This window comes from Acidovorax sp. FG27 (assembly GCF_040365715.1).
In the GTDB taxonomy this organism is placed as follows: domain Bacteria; phylum Pseudomonadota; class Gammaproteobacteria; order Burkholderiales; family Burkholderiaceae_C; genus Paracidovorax.
Window position 1 is genome coordinate 67,352 of record NZ_BAABVY010000009.1, and the last position, 20,534, is coordinate 87,885.

Genomic DNA, 20,534 nt, shown 5'->3' on the forward strand with positions numbered 1-20,534 from the left:
TTTTTCCGCTCTACTCGGCAGTCATCGAGGACGCTATCTCAATAAGAATTCTTTGCGAAAACTCTCGAATTAATCAATCCTACGTTGTTTCCAGAGTCTTGTTGGAACGTGTGACAAATTTCTGTTTCCTCCAACTGTGCTCCGATCCAGAGTTTCCAGACTAAGTTGACTACCCTATCAATAAAGCTGGGCGTAGCTTGGATCGCTCCCCGCCTTTACCACAGCCTTCTTCAGTGCGCGCTGCAATCGCTCCTCACAGACGTGATGCCGTCGCCAGACACCTGTGCGCGGGGCCACCGATAGGGATGAAGCAGGAAACATCCGGAACCATCCCCAGCGCTGCACCACGCCGGGGTATTTGGTCTCCAATGCATACGGAACGTCCATGCCACCGCACTGCGCTTGCCGGTCATGCTCCCACTGCGCGCGTGCAGCCACCTCCTGTTGACGCAGCTCGGATGCCAGGCTGCGCGGCAGCATCACAACCCGATCCATGTCGCCCTTGGCTTGGCGTACCACGACAACCCCACGGTCAAAATCTAAGTCCTTGACCCGCAAGCGCAAGCAGCCGCATACCCGTGCCATACAGCATTCGACCCAGCAAGGCCATATCGGCCGGCAACGCCGATAGCAGAGCAGCTACCTCGGCTATCGTCAAAACCGAGGGAATGCAATCGGGTGTGCGCGGGCGCTGCAGGCCATCGAGCCATGGCAGGTTCATGCCTAACACATCGCGGTAGATGAATAGCAGTGCACTAACGCTTGATTGTGTGTGGCAGCCGCCAGCCGCCGTTCGTTAGCCAGCATGGCTAGAAGAGCTTCGATTTCCAGCTGCCCCATGTCTCGTGGATGCCGCAAGCTGTGCCATTTCACGAACATGCGCACCCATTGCACTTAGGCTTGCTCGGTGCGCAGGCTATAGTGTTTGTAACGAATTCGTTCACGGCTTGGTCCAGCAACCGTGTGGCGCGCAACCCAGGAGAGGAGGCAGGTCTCATGGCCGAATTTAGCACTGCAACTTCATACAGCATGTACGCCGTCAAGCTAGGCTACAAGCCCATCCCCACGTTATTTTCGCGCCAATTTAGATCGCAAGCACCAAATATGGCCTGCGGCTTGGCGCGGTCTACATTACTTTAGCCTACGGAGAAACTAAGTTGTCTGTCGAACAAAGAATTCGCGACCGTACATGGAGTCTCATTCAGGATGAGTTACTCACTCGCACCCGCGAATGAATATGGTCTACCAGCCAGTGAACACAGGCGAGCCCAGTGTCAAGGCTGGATTACATCTGCTCTTAACATCGTGCACATTATCTGTCCATCAAGTGACTCCGCGTATAGAAAAAGGGCCGACGCCGTTGCAAATCAGGATTGGGGCTACTTGATTCATGAAGCGGTTGGAACTCTCGCCGCGATCCTACTTAACCTTCTTAGGGACGCGGACGCGGGCGCGCTCGCATCCATAGCGGATCAAGCACTAGCCGAGACATTCGATGATTTTTTGGATCATGCAGCCGCTTATCTATCCGAAGGAAGAAAAAATGAAGCGGGAGCGATTGCCGGCATAGTTTTCGAAGACACAGTGCGTCGCATTTGCAAGAAGCAAATGATCGGGGAAAAAGACGTAAAACTTGACCTTCTGATATCGGAACTTACTTCCAAAGGAGTTCTCACTCAGGCAAAAGCCAAACGTGCCCGCGCGTCCGCACATGTCCGAACGAAAGCAAGTCATGCGCAATGGGATGAATTCGATAGCTCTGATGTCGAGGCAACAATCAGCTTTGCGCGAGAACTTGTTATCAACAATCTTGACGCGTAGGCCTAACCATTCACTGCAGCGAACCACCTCCGGGGGGGCCGCTGAACTTCAACGTTAGGCCCAAAGCACGCTGCGCCCACTACAGAGAATTTAATACAGGAAAGGGATTCATATGGCCGAGTGGATGTATGACAAGAGAGCAAAGGTATGCCTCATTCTTGACGATGATTGCATCCGCAATGTTCGAGGAGCCGCAATCGGGTGGATCAGCGGAGGAGGATTGTTTTCCCGATCCGGCTCCCATATCGGTTGGTATGATTCAGGAGTCATTTATGACGAGCGGAACTCAGCACTTGCTTTCACTAGTTCTGCGACTGGCCCAACACCCGCCCGTCCGGGACTTCCAGGAGCTCCAGGGATGCCGGGGCTCGCAGGCCGTCCGGGTAGGCCCGGCCTCGCTGGAATGTCTGGCCGCCCAGGCTTTTCTGGTTGGTCTTCAAATGAACCGAGCACCTACATTGAGGGTGCCTGAGCGTGCGCAACTGCCAAACTGGCCTAACTGGTTGGTCAAGCCGACGCCTACAAGCTCCGCTTGAAGGTGCCCTTCTCACTTCGTGCTCCGGCGCGGATTACCGCAGGCGTTAGGCTGCACAAACCTTTATGCAATCCCGTACCCGTCTTCTCACCTTCGCGCTTGTAGCGGTCTGCCTACTCGCGGTTCCAGTTGTGGTATACATAGGCACGTTTGGCGCACAGTGGTCTAGGTCGCAAGAAGTGTGGGGGCAGTTTGGAGACTTCTTCGGCGGATTTCTGAATCCCCTCTTCGCGCTTCTCGCGTTCTTGGCTGTTTTATTCAATCTTCACATCCAGTCGCAGCAATTGGATGTTGCCAAGGATGAATTCCGCAACGCCGCCTCAGCAACTCAGTCTCAGATTAAAGCTCTGCAGGAGCAGGCAAATCGCGAGGAACTCGTTGCAATCCTTCGTTCGCTGTGCGAAGCACTAGACACAATATTTGACGAGGTCGTATCAGGCCCTGGATCGGTCCCAACGCTTCAACTCACGCATGTCGTTCATGAGGGATGGAGGCTTCGCCACGCATCCACCCGTATCGGACCCTACGACGAGTACGTCAGAAACGCTCGCACCGGGGGAACGATCATCGAAGCGCTACACAATCGACTTCGTATGGCAGCTGACGACTTGGCGCACTTCGTGCCTCTTTATGCCCATCTGGTTGGACAAAACTCTCCAGTCCTGCGGTACTACTCTCACCGATATCTGGGCCTTGGAATCCTTCTGGCGGAAGTGGGCGGAACGGAGGGCACAACCATTGATTTCTTTCGCCAAGCGGAGCGCGAAAGTGCAGCCTAACCCTTCCATCGAGAGGACGCTGCCCGGCAAACCGGTCAGCGCCTCTCATGTCAAACGTTATGAAGCGGAAGTGATGACTTTCGATTTCCACGGTCCCATCAGTCCCGAACGATACGCGGGTCGGCCATTTCTTCGTCTATTGGACTGCTATGTGCTTGACGCTATTTCTAAGTTGGATATCGAACAACAAGACATGCTGAAGAATATGGAGACCAAACTCCAAAAGATCTTTAATTCGAATGGCACTTGGCGGCAGATCGTGGAAGAACAAATGGACTTTATGCCGACGGTTTCCGAAAATATTCGGTTTTTCTGGGAGGTGTACTTTGAGCATGAGAAGCAGCTAGGAAATTCGGCATGCCCGAACGAGTTCGTGGTTTCGTTCGTATCGCAAAATTTCCCTGGCCTAGCGGAGCCGCATCCTGCAATGGACTGGCATCCCGTGCGGGATTGGAATTGGGCAGACCAAGACCCTCGCCAAGTTAGCGAATCATGTCGCCAAGACTGCCGAGCGCAAGCCTAGCAGCTACCCGGTCGAGCTGGCTCAGGTGTGCAATTTGGCCGCCCTGCCCGCCCAGGATCTGGATGACGTGCTGCGAGCCACAGCTGTGACGGAGGTGTGGGGCGTAGGCCGGCGCATCGGCGCCCAGCTGATTGATGCCGGCGTGACGACGGTGTTGGATCTCACCCGGCTCGACCCGGCGATGGTGCGGCGCCGCTGGAATGTGGTGCTGGAGAGAACGGTGCGAGAGCTGCAAGGCATGTCGTGTGTGCAGTTGGAAGACGTGCCCCCACGCAAGCAGCAGATTGCCTGCACTCAGTCGTTCGGCCGGCCCATTACCGATCTGTCACCACTGATTGAAGCCGTAAGCAAATACGCCACGCGCGCGGCGGAAAAGCTGCGCGAGGATCAGAGCCTAGCCGGCCAGTTGCTTGTCTTTGCGCACACATCACCCCATCGCGCTGGGCCGCGGTACGCCCGCTCCTTCATAGTGCCACTGCGCCGGCCGACCGCAGACACGGGTCAGTTGGTGGGTGCTGCCATCGCTGGCATCCGGCGCATATATGAACCCGGATACGACCTCATCAAGGCTGGCGTGATGCTGCTCGACCTGCAGCCTGAAACTGTGCATCAGTGCGAGTTACCGCTGGAAGAAGAATTCGGACAGGACAAGTCGCGGCTGATGTCTGCGCTCAACGCGATCAACGGTCGGTACGGGAAGGGCACCCTGCACGTCGGCGCGACCGGCATCGCAGATAGTCGGCGCGAGTGGGTAATGCGGCAGGAGCGACGGACGCCGAGGTACACGACCAGGTGGGACGAGCTGCCGCTGGTTAGGGCGTAGTGGGTTGCAACTCCGTCAACCCAACCGCTAGCGCGGCGCCCGCGCCGCTCAGCTGTCACAAACACCGCTGCTCATCGGGAAGGTTGATGACGATGTACGGGAGGCTCGCCCGGCCGGAGGCAATCGCTTGCAACTCTTCTGCGCCGAACACCTCCAGCAGTTTGGCCGCCCGCCGGTGCATCTCGTTCTGGGCCAGGCGAGCCCAGTCCGGGTAGGTTTCGATCAGCTCTTTGCCGGCGGGGTTGTTGCGAACGTAGCCCGAGAGATTGTCCGCGATTTTTTCTGCTGTGCTGCTCATGTTGCGCTCCTGATGGTTGCCCGAAATTTCGATGCGGCCTGAGGTGCGGTCCAGCGGCAGGGGCCGTTGCAAGCGCTCGCCTCTTGGTCCCAGCGGGCCAAGATTTGCTGATCGGTCCAGCCCTTGGCGGCAAGGTACGCGTGGTCGTTCGCGTCGTATTGAGGGTGGGTATGTGTTGCGTTCGGCATGGCTTCATTGACGCTCTGGTGCGCCACATCTCCAAGCGGCTCGGGAGTGCCCGACGGCGCCGTCGGACACTCCCGCGGCTTGACTCAACCTCTCAGAACAGGCCCGCCGGCTCGGCCTCGCGGTCCCAGCTATAGATCACCAGCTCGCTCCGCTCCACGCCCTTCCCGCCCCCTGCGACTTGGTACGTGATGGGCACCACAGCTTCGCCTCCTCCTCCGCTGACAGTCGACGTGTGCGCTGGCCCGCCTTGGACACGGCGCGTGATCGAAGCAGCTCCCCTCGCGCCCGGTCGAGCACCTCAAGCGGTTCGCGCAAATTGCGTACCGCAGCGGCCCTCATGAAAACCTGTCGCAGCCAGACCAAGTCATTGAGGATCGTGGCGGGCCCAGCGCCGTCCTTCTTGCGCCGCTTGTCCACGTGGTCGACCACGTCCTGCACAGTCAAGCGCATCGCATCAAGTTGAGCCAGAGCCGTGGTGCGCAGCTTGGCGATGTCTGCTGTCTTGCTACGCCCCCAGGGCTGCATGCCCTCGGACGCGCTGACATAATCCCCGATCAATTCGTCAACCGACACACCCTTGACCAAGGGTCGGCCGCTGGCCATCGCCTGCTCCAGCTCCACCTCGCGCCGACGCATCCATTCGCTGGCAAGCGCTTTCCGGCTATATGTTTGAGCCTCACTGTGCAGCACGGCACCATCACGCACGATGCGGATCTGAGCCGTGTACGAGAGCGAGCCGTCGCGCTTCCGGCGTTGAGAGATAGTGCCCATGGCAATTTGCTACACGAGATTTTTGTAGCAACTACTGTAGCAGCGCGGCGCCGAAAACCATTGAATTTGGGGCCGAATCGGGCTTTTTAGGGAATCTAAGAATGACTGAAATCAGCGCGCAACCTGCTGATCTACAAGGAAATCCAGGCAAATTGAGCCCTTGGCGCATGTCCGTGGCGCCCATGATGGACTGGACCGACCGGCACTGCCGCTACCTGCACCGCCTGCTCACGCGACACACCCTGCTCTACACCGAGATGGTGACCACCGGGGCGCTGATTCATGGTGACGTGGAGCGGCATCTGCGCTTCAATGCCGAAGAGCACCCCGTCGCCCTGCAGCTGGGCGGCAGCGAGCCGGCCGACCTGGCCCAGGCAGCGCGCCTGGGCGAGCGGTGGGACTACGACGAGATCAACCTGAACTGCGGCTGCCCCAGCGAACGCGTGCAGCGCGGCGCCTTCGGGGCGTGCCTCATGAACGAGCCGCAGCTGGTGGCCGACGGCGTGAAGGCGATGGTGGACGTGGTCGATGTGCCGGTGACGGTGAAGCACCGAATCGGCATCGACAAGGGCGAGGACTACGGCTTCGTGCGTGATTTCATCGGCACCGTGGCCGAGGCAGGTTGCCGCGTGTTCATCGTGCACGCGCGCAACGCCTGGCTCAAAGGGCTGAGCCCCAAGGAGAACCGGGAGATCCCGCCCCTGCGCTACGGCGTGGTGGCGCAACTGAAGGCGGACTTTCCCACGCTCACCATCGCCATCAATGGCGGCTTCACCACCGATGCCGCCGTGCTGGAGCAGCTGGCGGTGCTCGACGGGGTGATGGTGGGCCGCGAGGCCTACCACAACCCCTGGTGGCTGGCGGGCTGGGACGCGGCCTTTCATGGCGATACCGGCGGCGGCGACCTCACCCGCGACGCGGTGGAAGCCCGCATGGTCGACTACATGGAACGGGAGGCCGCGCAGCACGGCACGCATTGGTATGCCATCGCCCGCCACATGCTGGGGCTGCGCCACGGGTTGCCCGGAGCCCGCCGCTGGCGGCAGGTCTGGAGCGATCACCGCCTCAAGGCCTTGCCCGCACGCGAAGTGGCCGCACTGGCCGCGGCGGCCATGCGCGCGCCCCTTCGCCCGGACGTGGCGGACGCTGCGGACAGGGCGATGGCGCTCACGCCTGCGGCGTGAGACGGCATGAGAGCCCCGCCCTGCCCGGGCGCGCAGAGTTCATGCACACTGTCTGATCAGCCACTCCCCCAGCGGCTCTGGCCGCCCGAAGAGGTAGCCCTGCAGCCCGGAGCAGCCATGGGCGCGCAGGAAGTCGGCCTGCTCCTGCGTTTCCACGCCTTCCGCCACCACGTGCAGCCGCAGGTGGCGCGCCATCGACAGGATGGCCTGCACGATCGCGGCGTCGCTCGGGTCGGTGGGCGCATCCTGCACGAAGCTTTTGTCGATCTTCAGCTCGTAGAGCGGCAGTTTCTTCAGATAGGCGAGACTGGAGTATCCGGTGCCGAAGTCGTCGATCGAGAAGCGCACCCCCAGCCGGCCCAGCTCCGTCATCCGCTGCACGGCGTCTTCCCAGTTCTCCACCAGCAGGCTTTCGGTGACTTCCAGGATCAGCAGCGACCCCGGAGCGCCGGTCGCCTCCAGCGCGCGGCGTACCCCCGCGACGAAGTCGTCCTGCCGGAACTGGCGCTGGCTGACGTTGACCGAGATGGACAGCGCCTGGCCGCGCGCCTGCAGCGCCGCCAGCGACTCGCAGGCCTGCCGGATCACCCGCTCGCCCATCCGCAGGATCAGGCCAGAGTCCTCCGCCAGCGGAATGAACCGGGCGGGTGACACCATGCCGTGCCGGGGGTGGTTCCAGCGCAGCAGCAGCTCGCCGCCGACCGGTTGTCCGCTGGCGTCGACCTGCGGCTGGATGTAGGTCTCCAGCGCCTCCTCCGCCACCGCCTGCTTCAGGTCCTGCTCCAGCGCCAGCCGCTGCTGCGCCTCGGCATGCATCGCGGGCTCGAAGAAGCACACGCGATTGCGGCCCAGGCGCTTGGCCTGGTACATGGCGGTGTCGGCCTCGCGCAGCAGGTCCTCGGCGCCCTCGCCGCCGCGGGGGAATAGCGTCACCCCGATGCTGCCGGTGCTGCCGTAGAGCGTGCCGCCCAGGGTGTAGGGCTGGTCCAGCCGCTCCCGCAGCCGCAGGGAGAGGCTGTGCGCCGCCTCCCGGGCGCGCGCCTCGTCCACTCCGAGGCGCGGCGCCATCAGCACGAATTCATCGCCGCCCAGGCGGGCCACCAGCTGGCCCTCGCCCGCCAGGCCGGTAAGCCGTTCCCCCACCTGCACCAGCAGGCTGTCGCCCACCGTGTGCCCCCGGGCATCGTTGATCTGCTTGAAGTCGTCCAGATCGATGTAGAACAGCCCGCCGACGCAGGGCGCCGGGGCGGCGGGCGTGCTAGCCGCCATCGCCTGCCGCAGCGCCTCCAGCAGCATGCGGCGGTTGGGTAGGCCGGTGAGCGCATCGAAGTAAGCGAGCCGGTGCATGGCGGCCTCGGTCTCATGGCGGCTGGTCACGTCACGCGACAGGGCGATAAACCGGGCGCCCTCGGCGCCTGTCGCGCCGCGCCCGGCCGTCGCCGGCCCGCCCTGCCGCTTGCGTGCCACCGACAGCTCGAACCAGCGGGTGCCTTCGGGCGTTTCCAGCGCGTACTGCCGCCCGGAGGAATACCCCTGGGCGTTCGCCTCGCGCAGTGCGGCCAGGCAGGCCGCCGCTGCGGCTGGAGGCAGGACGTCGCCGACGGCACGCCCCGCGAAGGCCTGTGCGGACGCGGCGAGCAGGTCGTTGCGCGACGAGCGGTAATGGTGGATCCGCCCGTCCAGTCCGAATTCGATCAGCACGTCGGGCACGGCGTTGAGCGTGCTCTCCAGCGCGTCCCGGGTGGCGCGCAGCTCGCCGGTCATGCTGCGCGCCAGCGCCAGGGCCTGCTCGTGCGAACTCGACTGCCGGCTGACGAACCACCCCGCCAGCAGGCTGAGCAACGCCCCCAGCAGTGCGATGTTGTGGTGGTTGCCACGGTCGAACCGGCGGTCGAACGCAGGCAGTGACTCGAGCTCGACCGTCCAGCGGCGCCCGCCCACGTTCAGGGCACGGATGGCGGTGGAGAGCGCGGCAGGCCCCGCCGCGGCGCGCCCTGGGTCGGCGCTATCGCTGCGGTACACCAGCGTGCCGCCGACCAGCGAAGGGCCGTCCATGATGACGATGGCCACGTCCGGGTCCAGCTGATCCCTCAAGCCGCCCACGATGTCGGCGGCCCGGAATGGCGCCGCCACCCAGCCGTGGATCTGCGAGCGCCGGTCGGCCACGCTGGCGGGGTCGGCGTCGGCGCCCGGCTGGTAAAGCGGCAGGTACATCGCCAGGCTCGCCGAGCCGTCCGCCGGGTCGGGGATGGGGCCCGTCAGCGCCAGCTGGCCAGTGTCGCGGGCGCGGAGCATCGCCTCGCGCGTGGCCGGCCGGGTCGCGGCGTCCAGGCCCAGCAGCTCCAGGTTGCCCGCCGTCAGCGGCTGGTGGTGCGTCACCGGGACCTGGGTGTCGACCCAGGACGCCGGCAAGCCATCTGCAGCGTCGGCGGGCACGACGCCGCTGTCACGCTCCGGTCCCCACGGCGATTCGTGCGGGGGCATCGCTGCGTCGGCCCCGGGCGCGTGGGGTCGCTCCAACAGCGCCAGGCCCTGCAGGCCGGGCCGGGTGTCGCGCAACTGGAGCGCCTCGACATACGCCCGGAACTCCGCATGGCTGATGCGGTCCGAAGCGTCGAAAAACCCTTTCACCCCCCGCAGCACCATCTCGTAGGCATCCATGCGGTCCGACAGGGTCGTCAGGGTGCGGTCCACCACGCGCTCGAACGACTGCGTGCGGCGGATGTCCAGGGCACGCTGCTCCTGCCGCCAATAGACGTAGTTGAAGCCGAGCAGCACCACCACCAGCACCGGGGCGATGAACAGGCGTGCATGCCACCGCCCACGCTGCAGAAAGCGGGCGGGTGGACTGGAAACTGAATTCATGTGCCGACAAGCCTCGCACGGGTGGCGACAGGGGCCCTGAAGGCAGGTTCCTACAGCAGCGCGAGCAGGCTCCTACGGCCCGCCGACGGCAGAGGTCCAAGGCTTTGATCTAACATCCCGGGCGGTGCGGGCGCCTAGCCTCGCCACCCATCACCGACCCTCCGCCGCGTTCCATGCCGTTGCCCCACCTGACCCGCGAAGAAGCCGCTTTTCACCAGTACTACGCCCGTGAGCGCCCGGTGCTGGAGCATGCCTGCGCGTTCTACGTGGCGCTGCTGCAATCGATCCTCTCGAAGGACCCGAGCATCGACATCTCTAAGGTCGAGGGCCGGGTGAAGGACCGCGACGAGTGCATTCGCAAGTTTTCCCGCAAGTACCGTGCGGCCCTCGAGGAGGCCAATGAGCCGTTCGAGATCCAGCACTACCTGACTGACATCGTCGGCGTGCGGGTGGTGTGCCTCTACGAAGACGAGCTGGAGAAGGTGGCCCACATCGTGCGGTCCCACTTCGACGTGATCGACGTGACCGACAAGGTCACCGCCGTGGAAAGCACCGAGGCCTCCTTCGGCTACAAGGGCCTGCACCTGGACCTGCGGCTGAACGCCGCGCAGGCCGCCTTGCCCGAGCTGGCCGCCTATGCCCACCAGACCTTCGAATTGCAGGTGCGCACCATCATCCAGGACTCCTGGAGCGTGCTGGACCACCAGATCAAGTACAAGAAGTCGATTCCTGGCGACTTGAAGCGCCGCATCAACGTACTGTCGGCCCTGTTCGAGCTGGCCGACCGCGAGTTCCGCCAGATCCGCGACGCCACCGAGGCCGAACTGCGCCGCACCCCCGACGAGCCGGAAGAGGCCGAGAGCGTGTCCGAAGGCGGCCCGGCCCGCGCCGGAAAGGCTCCTGGCCAGGGCAGCGAGCTCAATGCGTTCACCTTTCTCAAGATCGCCAACCACTTCTTCAAGGGAACGGAATTCGAGCCCCACAAGGTCGATCTGTTCGTCGAAGACATGCGGGCCTGGTCGCCGGAGCTCAATCGCTCGCGCCTGAACACACTTCTACGCGCCACCATCGGCACGGTCAAACGCTACAAGCAGCACTACGAAGACCTGCATCCGGAGGGCAGTTTCAACCCCTACACGGTGATCCGGCACTGTCTCTACCTGGGTGACCGCGTCACTTTCCGCCGGGCGCTGCGCAACAGTTCGCGAGAGGCCTTCGAAGCCTGGCTGCAGGCCAACCCCGCAGCGGTCGCGCTGCCGCCCGCAGCCCCCGCGGCCGCGGACCCGGTGCAGCCCAACTGACACGATTGTTCAAATTCCGACCCGCCCTGCGGCGTGCCGAGACGGCCGAATATGTCGCCCGCGCGACTCTCCATCGGTAGTTCCACGTCATGCGCCTGGAGAGCTCTGCTGCTATATTGCACTGCAACAAAAGTGAACGGGCGTCCCCATGCTGTACAACCTTTACGAAACCCAGCGCTCCCTGATGGAGCCCTTCGCCGAGATGGCGCAGACGGCGGCCAAATTCCTGACCAATCCGGCGTCCCCTTTCAGCCAGACCGTCTACGCGCAGCGGCTTTCGGCCGGGTATGACCTGCTCTACCGCCTGGGCAAGGACTACGAGAAGCCCGAATTCAACATCCGCTCGGTCGACGTGGACGGCGTGCCGGTCGCCATCGACGAACGCGTGGTGCTGGATAAGCCATTTTGCGAGTTGCGCCGCTTCAAGCGCTTCTCGGACGACCTGGCGACGCTCACCAAGACCAAGGACCAGCCTGTGGTGCTGGTCGTGGCACCGCTCTCGGGGCACTACGCCACGCTGCTGCGCGACACCGTGCGCACGCTGCTGCAGGGCCACAAGGTCTACGTCACCGACTGGAAGAACGCCCGGCTCGTGCCGCTGGCGGACGGCGCCTTCCATCTGGACGACTACGTCAACTATGTGCAGGACTTCATCCGGCACCTGAACGAGTTGCATGGCAACTGCCACGTGATGAGCGTGTGCCAGCCCACCGTGCCCGTGCTGGCGGCGGTTTCGCTGATGGCCAGCCGGGGCGAGCAGACGCCGCTGTCGATGGTGATGATGGGCGGCCCGATCGACGCCCGCAAGTCGCCCACCGCCGTGAACAACCTCGCCACCCAGCGCAGCTTCGAGTGGTTCGAGAACAACGTGATCTACCGCGTGCCGGACAACTTCCCCGGCGCCGGCCGCCGGGTGTACCCCGGGTTCCTGCAGCACACCGGCTTCGTGGCGATGAACCCCGACCGCCATGCCAAGAGCCACTGGGATTACTTCAAGGACCTGGTCAAGGGCGACGACGCCAGCGCCGAGGTGCACCGCAAGTTCTACGACGAGTACAACGCCGTGCTCGACATGGACGCGGACTACTACCTCGAAACCATCAAGACCGTGTTCCAGGACTACAGCCTGGTGCACGGCACCTGGGACGTGCGTTCCCCGGAAGGCACGCCCGAGCGCGTGCGCCCCCAGGACATCACCGGCACGGCCCTCATGACCGTGGAGGGCGAGCTGGACGATATCTCCGGCTCGGGCCAGACCCAGGCGGCGCACGAGCTGTGCTCCGGCATCGCGGACACCGATCGTATGCACTACGAGGTCAAGGGCGCAGGGCATTACGGCATCTTCAGCGGCCGCCGCTGGCGCGACCTGGTCTACCCGCAGGTGCGCAAGTTCTTCCTCGCGCACCAGCCGGCACCGGCGGCCAAGCCGGCCCCGGCGCACAGCGGCGCCGCATCGGCGGTGATGGCGGTGTCCGAAGACGCGGCGCAGCCGGCCGCCACCGCCGCGCCCGCCCCACGCCAGCGGCGGCGCAGCACCCGCAAGGCCTGATGGACCGCACGGCAACGGGCGTCGGCGCCGCCGTGGCGCGGCTGGTGGCCCGGATCGATGCGGCCCTGCCCCAGACCCAGTGCACCCGTTGCGGCGAGCCGGACTGCTCGGCCTACGCGCTGGCGGTCGCCTCGGGCCGCGCCGCCATCAATCAGTGCCCTCCCGGCGGCGCCGAGGGCGTGGCCCGACTGGCCGCGCTCACCGGCCAGCCCGTACAGCCTCTGAGCGCGGAGCATGGCCACGAAGGCCCCAGGGCCCTGGCGGTGATCGACGAGGCCTGGTGCATCGGCTGCACCCTGTGCCTGGACGCCTGCCCGACCGACGCCATCATCGGCGCCAACAAGCGCATGCACACCGTGATCCCGGCCCACTGCACGGGGTGCGAACTGTGCATTCCGGCCTGCCCGGTGGACTGCATCGAGCTGGTCAATGACAGCGGCCACCGCACCGGCTGGGCGGCATGGTCCGCGTCGCAGGCGCATCACGCCCGCCTGCGCTACGCCGCGAGGCAGGCCCGGCGCCGGCGTGACGAGCGCCGCTTGGAGGAGTCCGCGCCCGGACCGGCACAACCAGTGGGCGACGTGGCGCTGCCAGCGCAAACCGCAAAAGACGCGCCCGACCCGCAGCAAGCCCGCCAGGCGGTCATCGCCGCCGCACTGGCGCGGGCCCGGCAAAAACGCGCAGCCCTCGGCCCGGACTGACAGCGCCGTGGCTGCGGCTGGGCGGGGTGCCTGCTAGCGCGCCGCCAGCGACTTGTACACGCCGCAGCCCAGGTACAGGTCGTCCACCCGCTGCACGAACGACATCTTGGTCTGCACCTGCCCCGTCGCCGGGTGAGTGATGTCGTATTCCACCCAACCCGGCCCGCGCTCGGCCTGCTCGACGATGTCGCGCACGAGCCGGCCGCCGGCGATGCCTGGGATGTCCTGCACCCGCGTGCCCACCTTGGCCGGGTTGCCGCCGAAGGCACGGTAGGTGCCCTGCGCGTCCAGGGCGAAGACATACATGTCCCGGTCGTGGAACGGCTGGGACGGGTCGGTAATGGCTCTCAGCAGCCCGTCCAGCGAGGTGCCCCGGCGCAGCGCGCAGGCACGGGCGACCAGCGCCATGGCCTCCTGCGCCGTGCCCTGCTGCAGCTGGAAGCTCAGCACCGCGCGGGACAGCGTGGCCGCCCGCGCCTCCAGCGCCTCGGCCTGGCGCACCGACAGGCCGACCATCTGCGCGTTGCGCTGGGTGATCTGGTCGAGCTGCTGCACCGCCGCGCTGATTTCCTTGAGCCCCACGCTCTGCTCCGCGCCGGAGTGGGAGATTTCCGTCACGCTGGAAGCCACGTCGCGGATGCCGCCGGTCACCCCGGCGATGCTTTCCCCCGCATGCCGGATCAGCCCTGCGCTGGCCTCCACCTGCCGCACCGACTCGCCGATGAGTGCCCGGATCTCCCGGGCCGCCTCGGCCGACCGCCCGGCCAAGCTGCGCACTTCCGACGCCACCACGGCGAAGCCGCGCCCCTGGTCGCCCGCGCGTGCGGCCTCGACGGCCGCATTCAGCGCGAGGATGTTTGTCTGGAAGGCGATGCCGTCGATCACCCCGATGATCTCGTTCATGCGCCGCGCCCCCTGCTGGATGGCCTGCACCGACTCGACCGCCTGGGCCATCGCCGCGGCGCCCCCGTCGGCCGCATCGCGCACCTGGCTCGCCCGGCCGTCCGCCACCACCGCCGTCTGCGCATTGCTGTTGACGGCCGCGGCCAGCTGCTCGACGCTGGCGGCGGTTTCCTCCAGGTTGGCCGCCTGCTGCTCGGTGCGCTCGGCCAGCGCACGGTTGTCCGCAGCCAGGCTCTCGCCCGCATGGGCCACCAGCGCCGCGTTGCTGCGGATGTCCGCCACCATCGACGAAAGCGCCAGCACCATGCGGTCGAGCTGCACGCTGAGCTGCGCCAGCTCGTCATGGCCCGCAAGACCCGCCGCCACCCGCAGATCGCCGGCCGCGGCGCGTTCCGTCACCTGCAGGAGCCGCTTCAGATCGGCCGACCACAGCGATTGCAGGCACCAGGCGAAATAGCCGACCAGTGCGCCGCCCAGCACCGCCATCGCTGCGGCGGCCGCCAGGCCCTGCGGCTGGCAGGCCGCCACGGCCGCCAGCGCCACCACCGACGCCAGCACGAGCGTGCCGATCTTCGCGCCCAGCCCGAAACGGCGCAGCAGCCGCACACCCGGACGCAGGAAAATGGAATCGGACATGCGATCGGCCCTCCCTGAAGCGGCCGCCCGGATGGGCGGCTGATATGCATCCTTATGTAACAGCAACCCGCATGGCAAGCCAGAGGGAAAGCACCGGCCCGGCGCGGGCCGCACGGTTCACGCGCTCCCGCGCCCGCCCGCTGCGCGGAACCGTGGGCCCGGGCCCATCCACCATAATCGCGCCCCATGAATCCCCTGCTCTCCCGTCTGCAGCCCTATCCGTTCGAACGCCTGCGCCAACTGTTCGCGGGCGTCGCCTTGCCCGCCGACTACAGCCCGATCAGCCTAGGCATGGGCGAGCCGCGCCACGCGACGCCCGCCTTCATCAAGGAAGCGCTCGTCGCCAGCCTGGGCGGGCTGGCGAGCTACCCGGCCACGGCCGGCGAACCCCGCCTGCGCGAGGCCTGCGCGGCCTGGCTGCAGCGCCGCTATGGCGTGACCGTGGAGCCGACCGCGCACGTGCTGCCGGTGAACGGCTCGCGCGAGGCCCTGTTCGCCTTCGCCCAGACAGTGCTCGACCCCTCGGGCGGCGACGCGGTGGCGGTGTGCCCCAACCCGTTCTATCAAATCTACGAGGGCGCCACGCTGCTGGCCGGAGCCACGCCCTACTACGCCCCCAGCGATCCGGCGCGCAACTTCGCGGTGGACTGGGACAGCGTGCCCGAGGACGTCTGGCGCAAGACGCAGCTGCTCTTCGTCTGCTCGCCCGGCAATCCGACCGGCGCCGTCATGCCGCTGGCCGAGTGGAAGAAGCTGTTCGCGCTGAGCGACCGCTACGGCTTCGTCATCGCGTCCGACGAGTGCTACAGCGAAATCTATTTCCAGGGCGAGCCGCCGCTGGGCGGGCTCGAAGCCGCGGCGCAACTGGGCCGTACCGATTTTCGCAACCTGGTGTCGTTCACCAGCCTGTCCAAGCGCAGCAACGTGCCGGGCCTGCGCAGCGGCTTCGTCGCCGGCGACGCGGCGCTCATCAAGGCCTTCCTGCTCTACCGCACCTATCATGGCGGGGCGATGGGCCCGGCCGTGCAGGGCGCCAGCATCGCCGCATGGAACGACGAGCAGCACGTGACCGAGAACCGGGCGCTCTACCGCAAGAAGTTCGCGCAGGTCACGCCCCTGCTGGCGGGCGTGATGGACGTCAAGCTGCCCGATGCGGGCTTCTACCTCTGGGCGCGGGTGCCCGAGGCCCTGGGCATGACCGACGCCGAGTTCGCCCGCGCCCTGCTGGCTCAATACAATGTCACCGTGCTGCCGGGCAGCTACCTGGCCCGCGAGGCCGGTGGCATCAACCCCGGCGCCCAGCGCGTGCGCATGGCCCTGGTGGCCGACACCGAAGAATGCGTGGAAGCCGCGCTGCGCATCGTGCAATTCATCCAATCCCGTACCTGACCCGACCGAGCCATGACCCAACAACTGCAGACCCTCATCGACAACGCCTGGGACAACCGCACCAGCCTTTCGCCCGCTTCGGCGCCCAAGGAAGTCGTCGATGCCGTGGAGCACGTGATCGCCGAGCTCAACAACGGCAAGCTGCGCGTGGCCACCCGCGAAGGCGTGGGCCAGTGGACCGTGCACCAGTGGATCAAGAAGGCCGTGCTGCTGTCCTTCCGCCTGAAAGACAACGAGCTGATGAAGTCCGGCGACCTGGGCTTCTTCGACAAGGTGCCCACCAAGTTCGCCCACCTCTCGGCCGACGAGATGGCCGCCACCGGAGTGCGCGTGGTGCCCCCGGCCGTGGCCCGCCGCGGCAGCTACATCGCGCGCGGCGCGATCCTCATGCCCAGCTACGTGAACATCGGCGCCTATGTGGATGAAGGCACCATGGTCGACACCTGGGCCACCGTGGGCTCCTGCGCGCAGGTCGGCAAGAACGTGCACCTCTCCGGCGGCGTGGGCCTGGGCGGCGTGCTGGAGCCGCTGCAGGCCAACCCCACCATCATCGAGGACAACTGCTTCATCGGCGCACGCTCCGAAGTGGTGGAAGGCGTGATCGTCGAAGAGAACTCGGTGCTGGGCATGGGCGTATACATCGGCCAGAGCACGCCGATCTTCAACCGCGACACCGGCGAGATCAGCTTCGGCCGCGTGCCGTCGGGCAGCGTGGTCATCAGCGGCAACCTGCCCAAGAAGACCAAGTCCGGCCAGGACTATTCCACCTACGCAGCCGTGATCGTCAAGACGGTGGACGCGCAGACGCGCTCCAAGACCAGCCTGAACGACCTGCTGCGCGACTGAGACCTGCCGCCTCGCCTGCCATCCTGCGCAGCAAGCGCGGGCGGCAGCGGGCCCGCTGTGCCGAAGCAACCAGCCACAAAGGCAATCACCATGAGCACGATGGAACGGATTCTGCGGCTGATGGCCGAAAAGCGGGCCTCCGACGTCTACTTGGCCGCCAACGCGCCGGTGCTGATCCGCATCAACGGCGAATGCGTGCCGATCAACAGCCAGGTGCTGCCGCCCGACGCGCCGCGCAGCCTGCTGGCCGAGATCGTTCCGCCGCAGCGCATCGAGGAACTGGAAGAGACCGGCGAGCTGAACATGGGCGTGCCGCTCACCGGCGTCGGGCGCTTCCGGGTCAGCGCCATGCGCCAGCGTGGCAGCTACGCGGTGGTGATCCGCTTCATCGCGCAGCAGATTCCCGAGCTCTCGTCGCTGGGCCTGCCGCCAGTGCTGGGCGACCTCATCCTGGAGCGGCGCGGGCTCATTCTGGTGGTGGGCGCGACGGGCTCGGGCAAGAGCACCACGCTCGCCGCGATGATCGACAGCCGCAACGCCCAGCAGTCCGGGCACATCCTGACCGTGGAAGACCCGGTCGAATACCAGTTCAGGAACAAGAAGTCGATCGTCAACCAGCGCGAGATCGGCGGCGACACCCAATCGCTGCAGACCGCGCTCAAGAACGCGCTGCGCCAGGCGCCGGACGTGATCCTGATCGGCGAGATCCGCGACCGCGAGACCATGTCCGCGGCGATCGCCTACGCGCAGTCCGGCCACCTGTGCCTGGCCACGCTACACGGCAACAACAGCTACCACGCGCTCAACCGCATCCTGTCGTTCTACCCGGTCGAGGTGCGGCCCACCATGCTCGGCGACCTGGCCTCCGCGCTGAAGGCCATCATCTCGCAGCGGCTGGTGCGCACGTTCCAGGGCGACCGGGTGCCCGCCACCGAAGTGCTGCTCAACACCAAGCTGGTGTCGGAGATGATCGAGGCAGGCGACTTCTCCGGTGTGCGCGACGCCATGGAGAAGTCCATGGCCGAGGGCTCGCAGACTTTCGAGGCGGCGCTGGCCGATCTCATCCTCAAGCAGCGCATCGACCGCAAGGAAGGCATGTCGCATGCCGATTCGCCCACCAACCTGATGTGGCGGCTGCAAAACGATTTCACCCAGGCCGCCAAGGCCGCCCAGGCGCGGCAGGAGCCGCCGCCCGAAGACGACCAACCCTCATTCACCGAGATCGTGCTCGACGTCAAGGGCCACTGACCTCCCGCCTGCCTGCCCGCGCCCTCCCTTCGACCCCGCCACGCGCCCCGCTCCTTGTTGCCCCTCCGATGTCCCGTACCCTGACCCTGGCCGAACAGCTCATCTCCCGCCCCTCCGTCACCCCAGAAGATGCCGGCTGCCTCGACATGCTCGTGGCCCGGCTCGAGCCCCTGGGGTTCCACTGCGAGCGGCTGGACAGCGGACCGGACGGCTTCCGGGTCAGCAATTTGTGGGCAAAACGGCCCGCAGCGCTTGATCCATCGGCGCCTGAAGCTATCAAAACAATAGCATTCGCCGGCCATACCGACGTGGTGCCCACCGGGCCGCTGGAGCAGTGGAGCAGCGCGCCCTTCACCCCCACGCACCGCAACGGCCGGCTCTACGGCCGCGGCGCCAGCGACATGAAGACCTCCATCGCCGCCTTCGTCGTCGCGGTGGAGGAATTCCTCGCGGCCCAGCCCGACCCGCGCATCGCCATCGCCCTGCTGCTGACGAGCGACGAAGAAGGTCCCTCGGTCGACGGCACCAAAGTGGTCGTGGATCGGCTCAAGGCGCGGGGCGAGGCGGTGGACTGGTGCATCGTCGGCGAGCCCACCTCGGTGCAGCGCACCGGCGACATGGTCAAGAACGGCCGGCGCGGCACGCTGAGCGGCCGGCTCACCGTGCGCGGCATCCAGGGCCACATCGCCTACCCGCAACTGGCCCGCAACCCGATCCATCAGGCCGTGCCGGCGCTGGCAGAGCTCGCCGCCACCGTGTGGGACCAGGGCAACGCCTTCTTTCCGCCCACCAGCTGGCAGATGAGCAACATCCATGGCGGCACGGGCGCGACCAACGTCATCCCGGGCGCCGTGGTCATCGACTTCAACTTCCGGTTCAGCACCGAAAGCACCGCCGACGGCCTGAAGCAGCGGGTGCATTCGCTGCTCGACCGGCACGACCTCGAATACGACCTGGTCTGGACACTGGGCGGCCAGCCATTCCTGACCACGCCGGGCACGCTGATGGACGCCGTGCAGCAGGCCATCTCGGACGAGACCGGCCTGGCGACCGAGCTTTCCACCACCGGCGGCACCAGCGACGGCCGCTTCATCGCGCAACTGTGCCCGCAGGTCATCGAGGTCGGCCCGCCGAACGCCACCATCCACAAGATCGACGAGCACATCGTGGTCGCCGACATCGAGCCGCTCAAGAACATCTACCGCCGCACGCTCGAGAACCTGAACGCGCTGCAGGCCGGCAACGCGCAGGGGGCGGCATGAACGGCATGGCCATGGGTTCGACCCTGGGCGAGCTGGTGGACTGGGGCACGCAGCGGCTGCAGGCGGCCGGCGTCGCCTTCGGCCACGGCACCACCAACGCCCGCGACGAGGCGGCCTGGCTGGTGCTCTGGCGCCTGGGCCTGCCGCTGGACACCTCGCTGGACGGCGGCGACGATTCCGAGGCGAATCGGCCGATAGCGCCCGCGGATCAAGCGCAGGTTGCTATGCTTTTTGAAGAGCGCATCGCCAGCCGCAAGCCCGCCGCCTACCTGACGCGCGAAGCCTGGCTGCAGGGCGTGCCCTTCTACGTGGACGAGCGCGCCATCGTGCCGCGCAGCTTCATCGCCGAGTTGCTGGCCGACGGCGGCTTCGACGACTTCCTGGGCGAACACACCCGCCAGGTGCTCGACCTGTGCACCGGCAACGGCAGCCTGGCCGTGCTGGCCGCGATGGCCTACCCGGACGTGGCGGTCACCGGCGCCGACCTGTCGCCCGAGGCGCTCGAAGTCGCCCGCATCAATGTGGACAGGCACGGCCTGCAGGACCACATCGCGCTGCAACTGTCCGACGGCCTGGCGGCCCTGTCCGGCCCATGGGACCTGATCCTCTGCAACCCGCCCTACGTCAACGCCCGGAGCATGGCCGCCCTGCCGGCCGAGTACCGCGCCGAGCCCGAACTGGCGCTGGCCGGCGGCGCCGACGGCATGGATTTCATCCGCCGCCTGCTGGCCGACGCGCCCGCCCGCATGAGCGAGCAGGCGGTGCTGGTGCTGGAAATCGGCAACGAGCGCGCCCACTTCGAGGCCGCCTTCCCGCAGCTGCCGGTGTTCTGGCTGGACACCAGCGCGGGCGATGACCAGGTGCTGCTGGTCACCCGCGAGGCGCTGGTCGCGCCGCCAATGTGAGCGTGG

19 protein-coding genes and 1 pseudogene are annotated in these 20,534 nt (G+C 66.0%); 14 read left to right on the forward strand and 6 right to left on the reverse strand.

Features of this window, described 5'->3' with window-relative positions; all coding sequences use genetic code 11:
- Window positions 1–177: 177 nt before the first annotated feature.
- Together ABWV53_RS07260 and ABWV53_RS07265 are read right to left on the reverse strand one after the other, a co-directional pair.
- A complete protein-coding gene (locus ABWV53_RS07260; protein WP_353364415.1) occupies window positions 178–558 on the reverse strand; it encodes a site-specific integrase in 381 nt (126 codons plus the stop codon).
- A 165-nt stretch (window positions 559–723) separates the two neighbouring features.
- Window positions 724–879 (reverse strand): phage integrase N-terminal SAM-like domain-containing protein, encoded by a 156-nt coding sequence (locus tag ABWV53_RS07265; protein ID WP_353364417.1) that lies wholly within the window; start codon window positions 877–879, stop codon window positions 724–726.
- Window positions 880–1,206: 327 nt separating this feature from the next.
- Here ABWV53_RS07265 and ABWV53_RS07270 point away from each other — a divergent pair, with 327 nt between their 5' ends.
- The 5 genes from ABWV53_RS07270 (at window position 1,207) to ABWV53_RS07285 (ending at window position 4,481) form a co-directional block, all read left to right on the forward strand.
- Window positions 1,207–1,821, forward strand: coding sequence for a hypothetical protein (locus tag ABWV53_RS07270; protein WP_353364419.1), 615 nt, complete (start codon window positions 1,207–1,209; stop codon window positions 1,819–1,821).
- A gap of 124 nt (window positions 1,822–1,945) precedes the next feature.
- Window positions 1,946–2,293 (forward strand): 4-fold beta flower protein, encoded by a 348-nt coding sequence (locus tag ABWV53_RS20285; protein ID WP_502903883.1) that lies wholly within the window; start codon window positions 1,946–1,948, stop codon window positions 2,291–2,293.
- A 128-nt stretch (window positions 2,294–2,421) separates the two neighbouring features.
- Complete coding sequence (locus tag ABWV53_RS07275) at window positions 2,422–3,135, forward strand: hypothetical protein (protein WP_353364421.1); 714 nt, start codon at window positions 2,422–2,424, stop codon at window positions 3,133–3,135.
- Window positions 3,125–3,658, forward strand: coding sequence for a hypothetical protein (locus ABWV53_RS07280; protein ID WP_353364423.1), 534 nt, complete (start codon window positions 3,125–3,127; stop codon window positions 3,656–3,658). Before ABWV53_RS07275 ends, ABWV53_RS07280 begins: the two co-directional genes overlap by 11 nt.
- A gap of 34 nt (window positions 3,659–3,692) precedes the next feature.
- Window positions 3,693–4,481, forward strand: coding sequence for a DUF4113 domain-containing protein (locus ABWV53_RS07285; RefSeq protein ID WP_353364425.1), 789 nt, complete (start codon window positions 3,693–3,695; stop codon window positions 4,479–4,481).
- A 55-nt stretch (window positions 4,482–4,536) separates the two neighbouring features.
- On the opposite strand, the gene ABWV53_RS07290 is transcribed toward ABWV53_RS07285, so the two are convergent.
- Both ABWV53_RS07290 and ABWV53_RS07295 read right to left on the reverse strand, forming a co-directional pair.
- Window positions 4,537–4,851, reverse strand: a complete 315-nt coding sequence (locus tag ABWV53_RS07290) for a hypothetical protein (protein ID WP_353364427.1) — start codon at window positions 4,849–4,851, stop codon at window positions 4,537–4,539.
- Between the two features lie 208 nt (window positions 4,852–5,059).
- Window positions 5,060–5,164: pseudogene (locus ABWV53_RS07295) on the reverse strand (DNA adenine methylase); the annotation flags it as partial.
- A 676-nt stretch (window positions 5,165–5,840) separates the two neighbouring features.
- Here ABWV53_RS07295 and dusA point away from each other — a divergent pair.
- Window positions 5,841–6,923 (forward strand): tRNA dihydrouridine(20/20a) synthase DusA, encoded by a 1,083-nt coding sequence (dusA, locus tag ABWV53_RS07300; RefSeq protein WP_353364429.1) that lies wholly within the window; start codon window positions 5,841–5,843, stop codon window positions 6,921–6,923.
- 39 nt (window positions 6,924–6,962) lie between these two features.
- Here dusA and ABWV53_RS07305 read toward each other — a convergent pair whose 3' ends face one another.
- Window positions 6,963–9,788: a bifunctional diguanylate cyclase/phosphodiesterase gene (locus ABWV53_RS07305; protein WP_353364431.1), complete on the reverse strand. Its 2,826-nt coding sequence runs from the start codon at window positions 9,786–9,788 to the stop codon at window positions 6,963–6,965.
- A gap of 173 nt (window positions 9,789–9,961) precedes the next feature.
- Between ABWV53_RS07305 and ABWV53_RS07310 the strand changes: the two genes are divergently transcribed.
- The 3 genes from ABWV53_RS07310 to rsxB all read left to right on the forward strand — a co-directional run bounded on the left by ABWV53_RS07310 (window position 9,962) and on the right by rsxB (window position 13,339).
- Window positions 9,962–11,089, forward strand: coding sequence for a GTP pyrophosphokinase (locus ABWV53_RS07310; RefSeq protein WP_353364433.1), 1,128 nt, complete (start codon window positions 9,962–9,964; stop codon window positions 11,087–11,089).
- 148 nt (window positions 11,090–11,237) lie between these two features.
- Complete coding sequence (locus tag ABWV53_RS07315; RefSeq protein ID WP_353364435.1) at window positions 11,238–12,638, forward strand: polyhydroxyalkanoate depolymerase; 1,401 nt, start codon at window positions 11,238–11,240, stop codon at window positions 12,636–12,638.
- Window positions 12,638–13,339, forward strand: a complete 702-nt coding sequence (gene rsxB / locus ABWV53_RS07320) for an electron transport complex subunit RsxB (RefSeq protein WP_353364437.1) — start codon at window positions 12,638–12,640, stop codon at window positions 13,337–13,339. Before ABWV53_RS07315 ends, rsxB begins: the two co-directional genes overlap by 1 nt.
- A gap of 33 nt (window positions 13,340–13,372) precedes the next feature.
- Here rsxB and ABWV53_RS07325 read toward each other — a convergent pair whose 3' ends face one another.
- Window positions 13,373–14,878, reverse strand: a complete 1,506-nt coding sequence (locus tag ABWV53_RS07325; protein WP_353364439.1) for a methyl-accepting chemotaxis protein — start codon at window positions 14,876–14,878, stop codon at window positions 13,373–13,375.
- Between the two features lie 186 nt (window positions 14,879–15,064).
- Here ABWV53_RS07325 and dapC point away from each other — a divergent pair, with 186 nt between their 5' ends.
- From dapC to prmB, 5 genes are all read left to right on the forward strand, one after another.
- Entirely contained in the window at window positions 15,065–16,267 is a 1,203-nt protein-coding gene (gene dapC / locus ABWV53_RS07330; RefSeq protein WP_353364441.1) for a succinyldiaminopimelate transaminase, read from the forward strand.
- 12 nt (window positions 16,268–16,279) lie between these two features.
- Complete coding sequence (gene dapD / locus ABWV53_RS07335; RefSeq protein WP_353364443.1) at window positions 16,280–17,113, forward strand: 2,3,4,5-tetrahydropyridine-2,6-dicarboxylate N-succinyltransferase; 834 nt, start codon at window positions 16,280–16,282, stop codon at window positions 17,111–17,113.
- A gap of 90 nt (window positions 17,114–17,203) precedes the next feature.
- On the forward strand, window positions 17,204–18,361 hold the full coding sequence (locus ABWV53_RS07340; protein ID WP_353364445.1) for a PilT/PilU family type 4a pilus ATPase: 1,158 nt from the start codon (window positions 17,204–17,206) through the stop codon (window positions 18,359–18,361).
- 68 nt (window positions 18,362–18,429) lie between these two features.
- Complete coding sequence (gene dapE / locus ABWV53_RS07345; RefSeq protein ID WP_353364447.1) at window positions 18,430–19,623, forward strand: succinyl-diaminopimelate desuccinylase; 1,194 nt, start codon at window positions 18,430–18,432, stop codon at window positions 19,621–19,623.
- An 11-nt stretch (window positions 19,624–19,634) separates the two neighbouring features.
- Window positions 19,635–20,528: a 50S ribosomal protein L3 N(5)-glutamine methyltransferase gene (prmB, locus tag ABWV53_RS07350; protein WP_353364449.1), complete on the forward strand. Its 894-nt coding sequence runs from the start codon at window positions 19,635–19,637 to the stop codon at window positions 20,526–20,528.
- The last annotated feature ends 6 nt before the right edge of the window (window positions 20,529–20,534 follow it).

Bases quoted from the DNA above. Each gene is read 5' to 3' on its own strand.
- ABWV53_RS07265 (WP_353364417.1), bottom strand. From the start codon at position 879: ATGTTCGTGAAATGGCACAGCTTGCGGCATCCACGAGACATGGGGCAG.
- ABWV53_RS07270 (WP_353364419.1), top strand. From the start codon at position 1,207: ATGAGTTACTCACTCGCACCCGCGAATGAATATGGTCTACCAGCCAGT.
- ABWV53_RS20285 (WP_502903883.1), top strand. From the start codon at position 1,946: ATGTATGACAAGAGAGCAAAGGTATGCCTCATTCTTGACGATGATTGC.
- ABWV53_RS07275 (WP_353364421.1), top strand. From the start codon at position 2,422: ATGCAATCCCGTACCCGTCTTCTCACCTTCGCGCTTGTAGCGGTCTGC.
- dusA (WP_353364429.1), top strand. From the start codon at position 5,841: ATGACTGAAATCAGCGCGCAACCTGCTGATCTACAAGGAAATCCAGGC.
- ABWV53_RS07305 (WP_353364431.1), bottom strand. From the start codon at position 9,788: ATGAATTCAGTTTCCAGTCCACCCGCCCGCTTTCTGCAGCGTGGGCGG.
- ABWV53_RS07310 (WP_353364433.1), top strand. From the start codon at position 9,962: ATGCCGTTGCCCCACCTGACCCGCGAAGAAGCCGCTTTTCACCAGTAC.
- ABWV53_RS07315 (WP_353364435.1), top strand. From the start codon at position 11,238: ATGCTGTACAACCTTTACGAAACCCAGCGCTCCCTGATGGAGCCCTTC.
- rsxB (WP_353364437.1), top strand. From the start codon at position 12,638: ATGGACCGCACGGCAACGGGCGTCGGCGCCGCCGTGGCGCGGCTGGTG.
- ABWV53_RS07325 (WP_353364439.1), bottom strand. From the start codon at position 14,878: ATGTCCGATTCCATTTTCCTGCGTCCGGGTGTGCGGCTGCTGCGCCGT.
- dapC (WP_353364441.1), top strand. From the start codon at position 15,065: ATGAATCCCCTGCTCTCCCGTCTGCAGCCCTATCCGTTCGAACGCCTG.
- dapD (WP_353364443.1), top strand. From the start codon at position 16,280: ATGACCCAACAACTGCAGACCCTCATCGACAACGCCTGGGACAACCGC.
- ABWV53_RS07340 (WP_353364445.1), top strand. From the start codon at position 17,204: ATGAGCACGATGGAACGGATTCTGCGGCTGATGGCCGAAAAGCGGGCC.
- dapE (WP_353364447.1), top strand. From the start codon at position 18,430: ATGTCCCGTACCCTGACCCTGGCCGAACAGCTCATCTCCCGCCCCTCC.
- prmB (WP_353364449.1), top strand. From the start codon at position 19,635: ATGGGTTCGACCCTGGGCGAGCTGGTGGACTGGGGCACGCAGCGGCTG.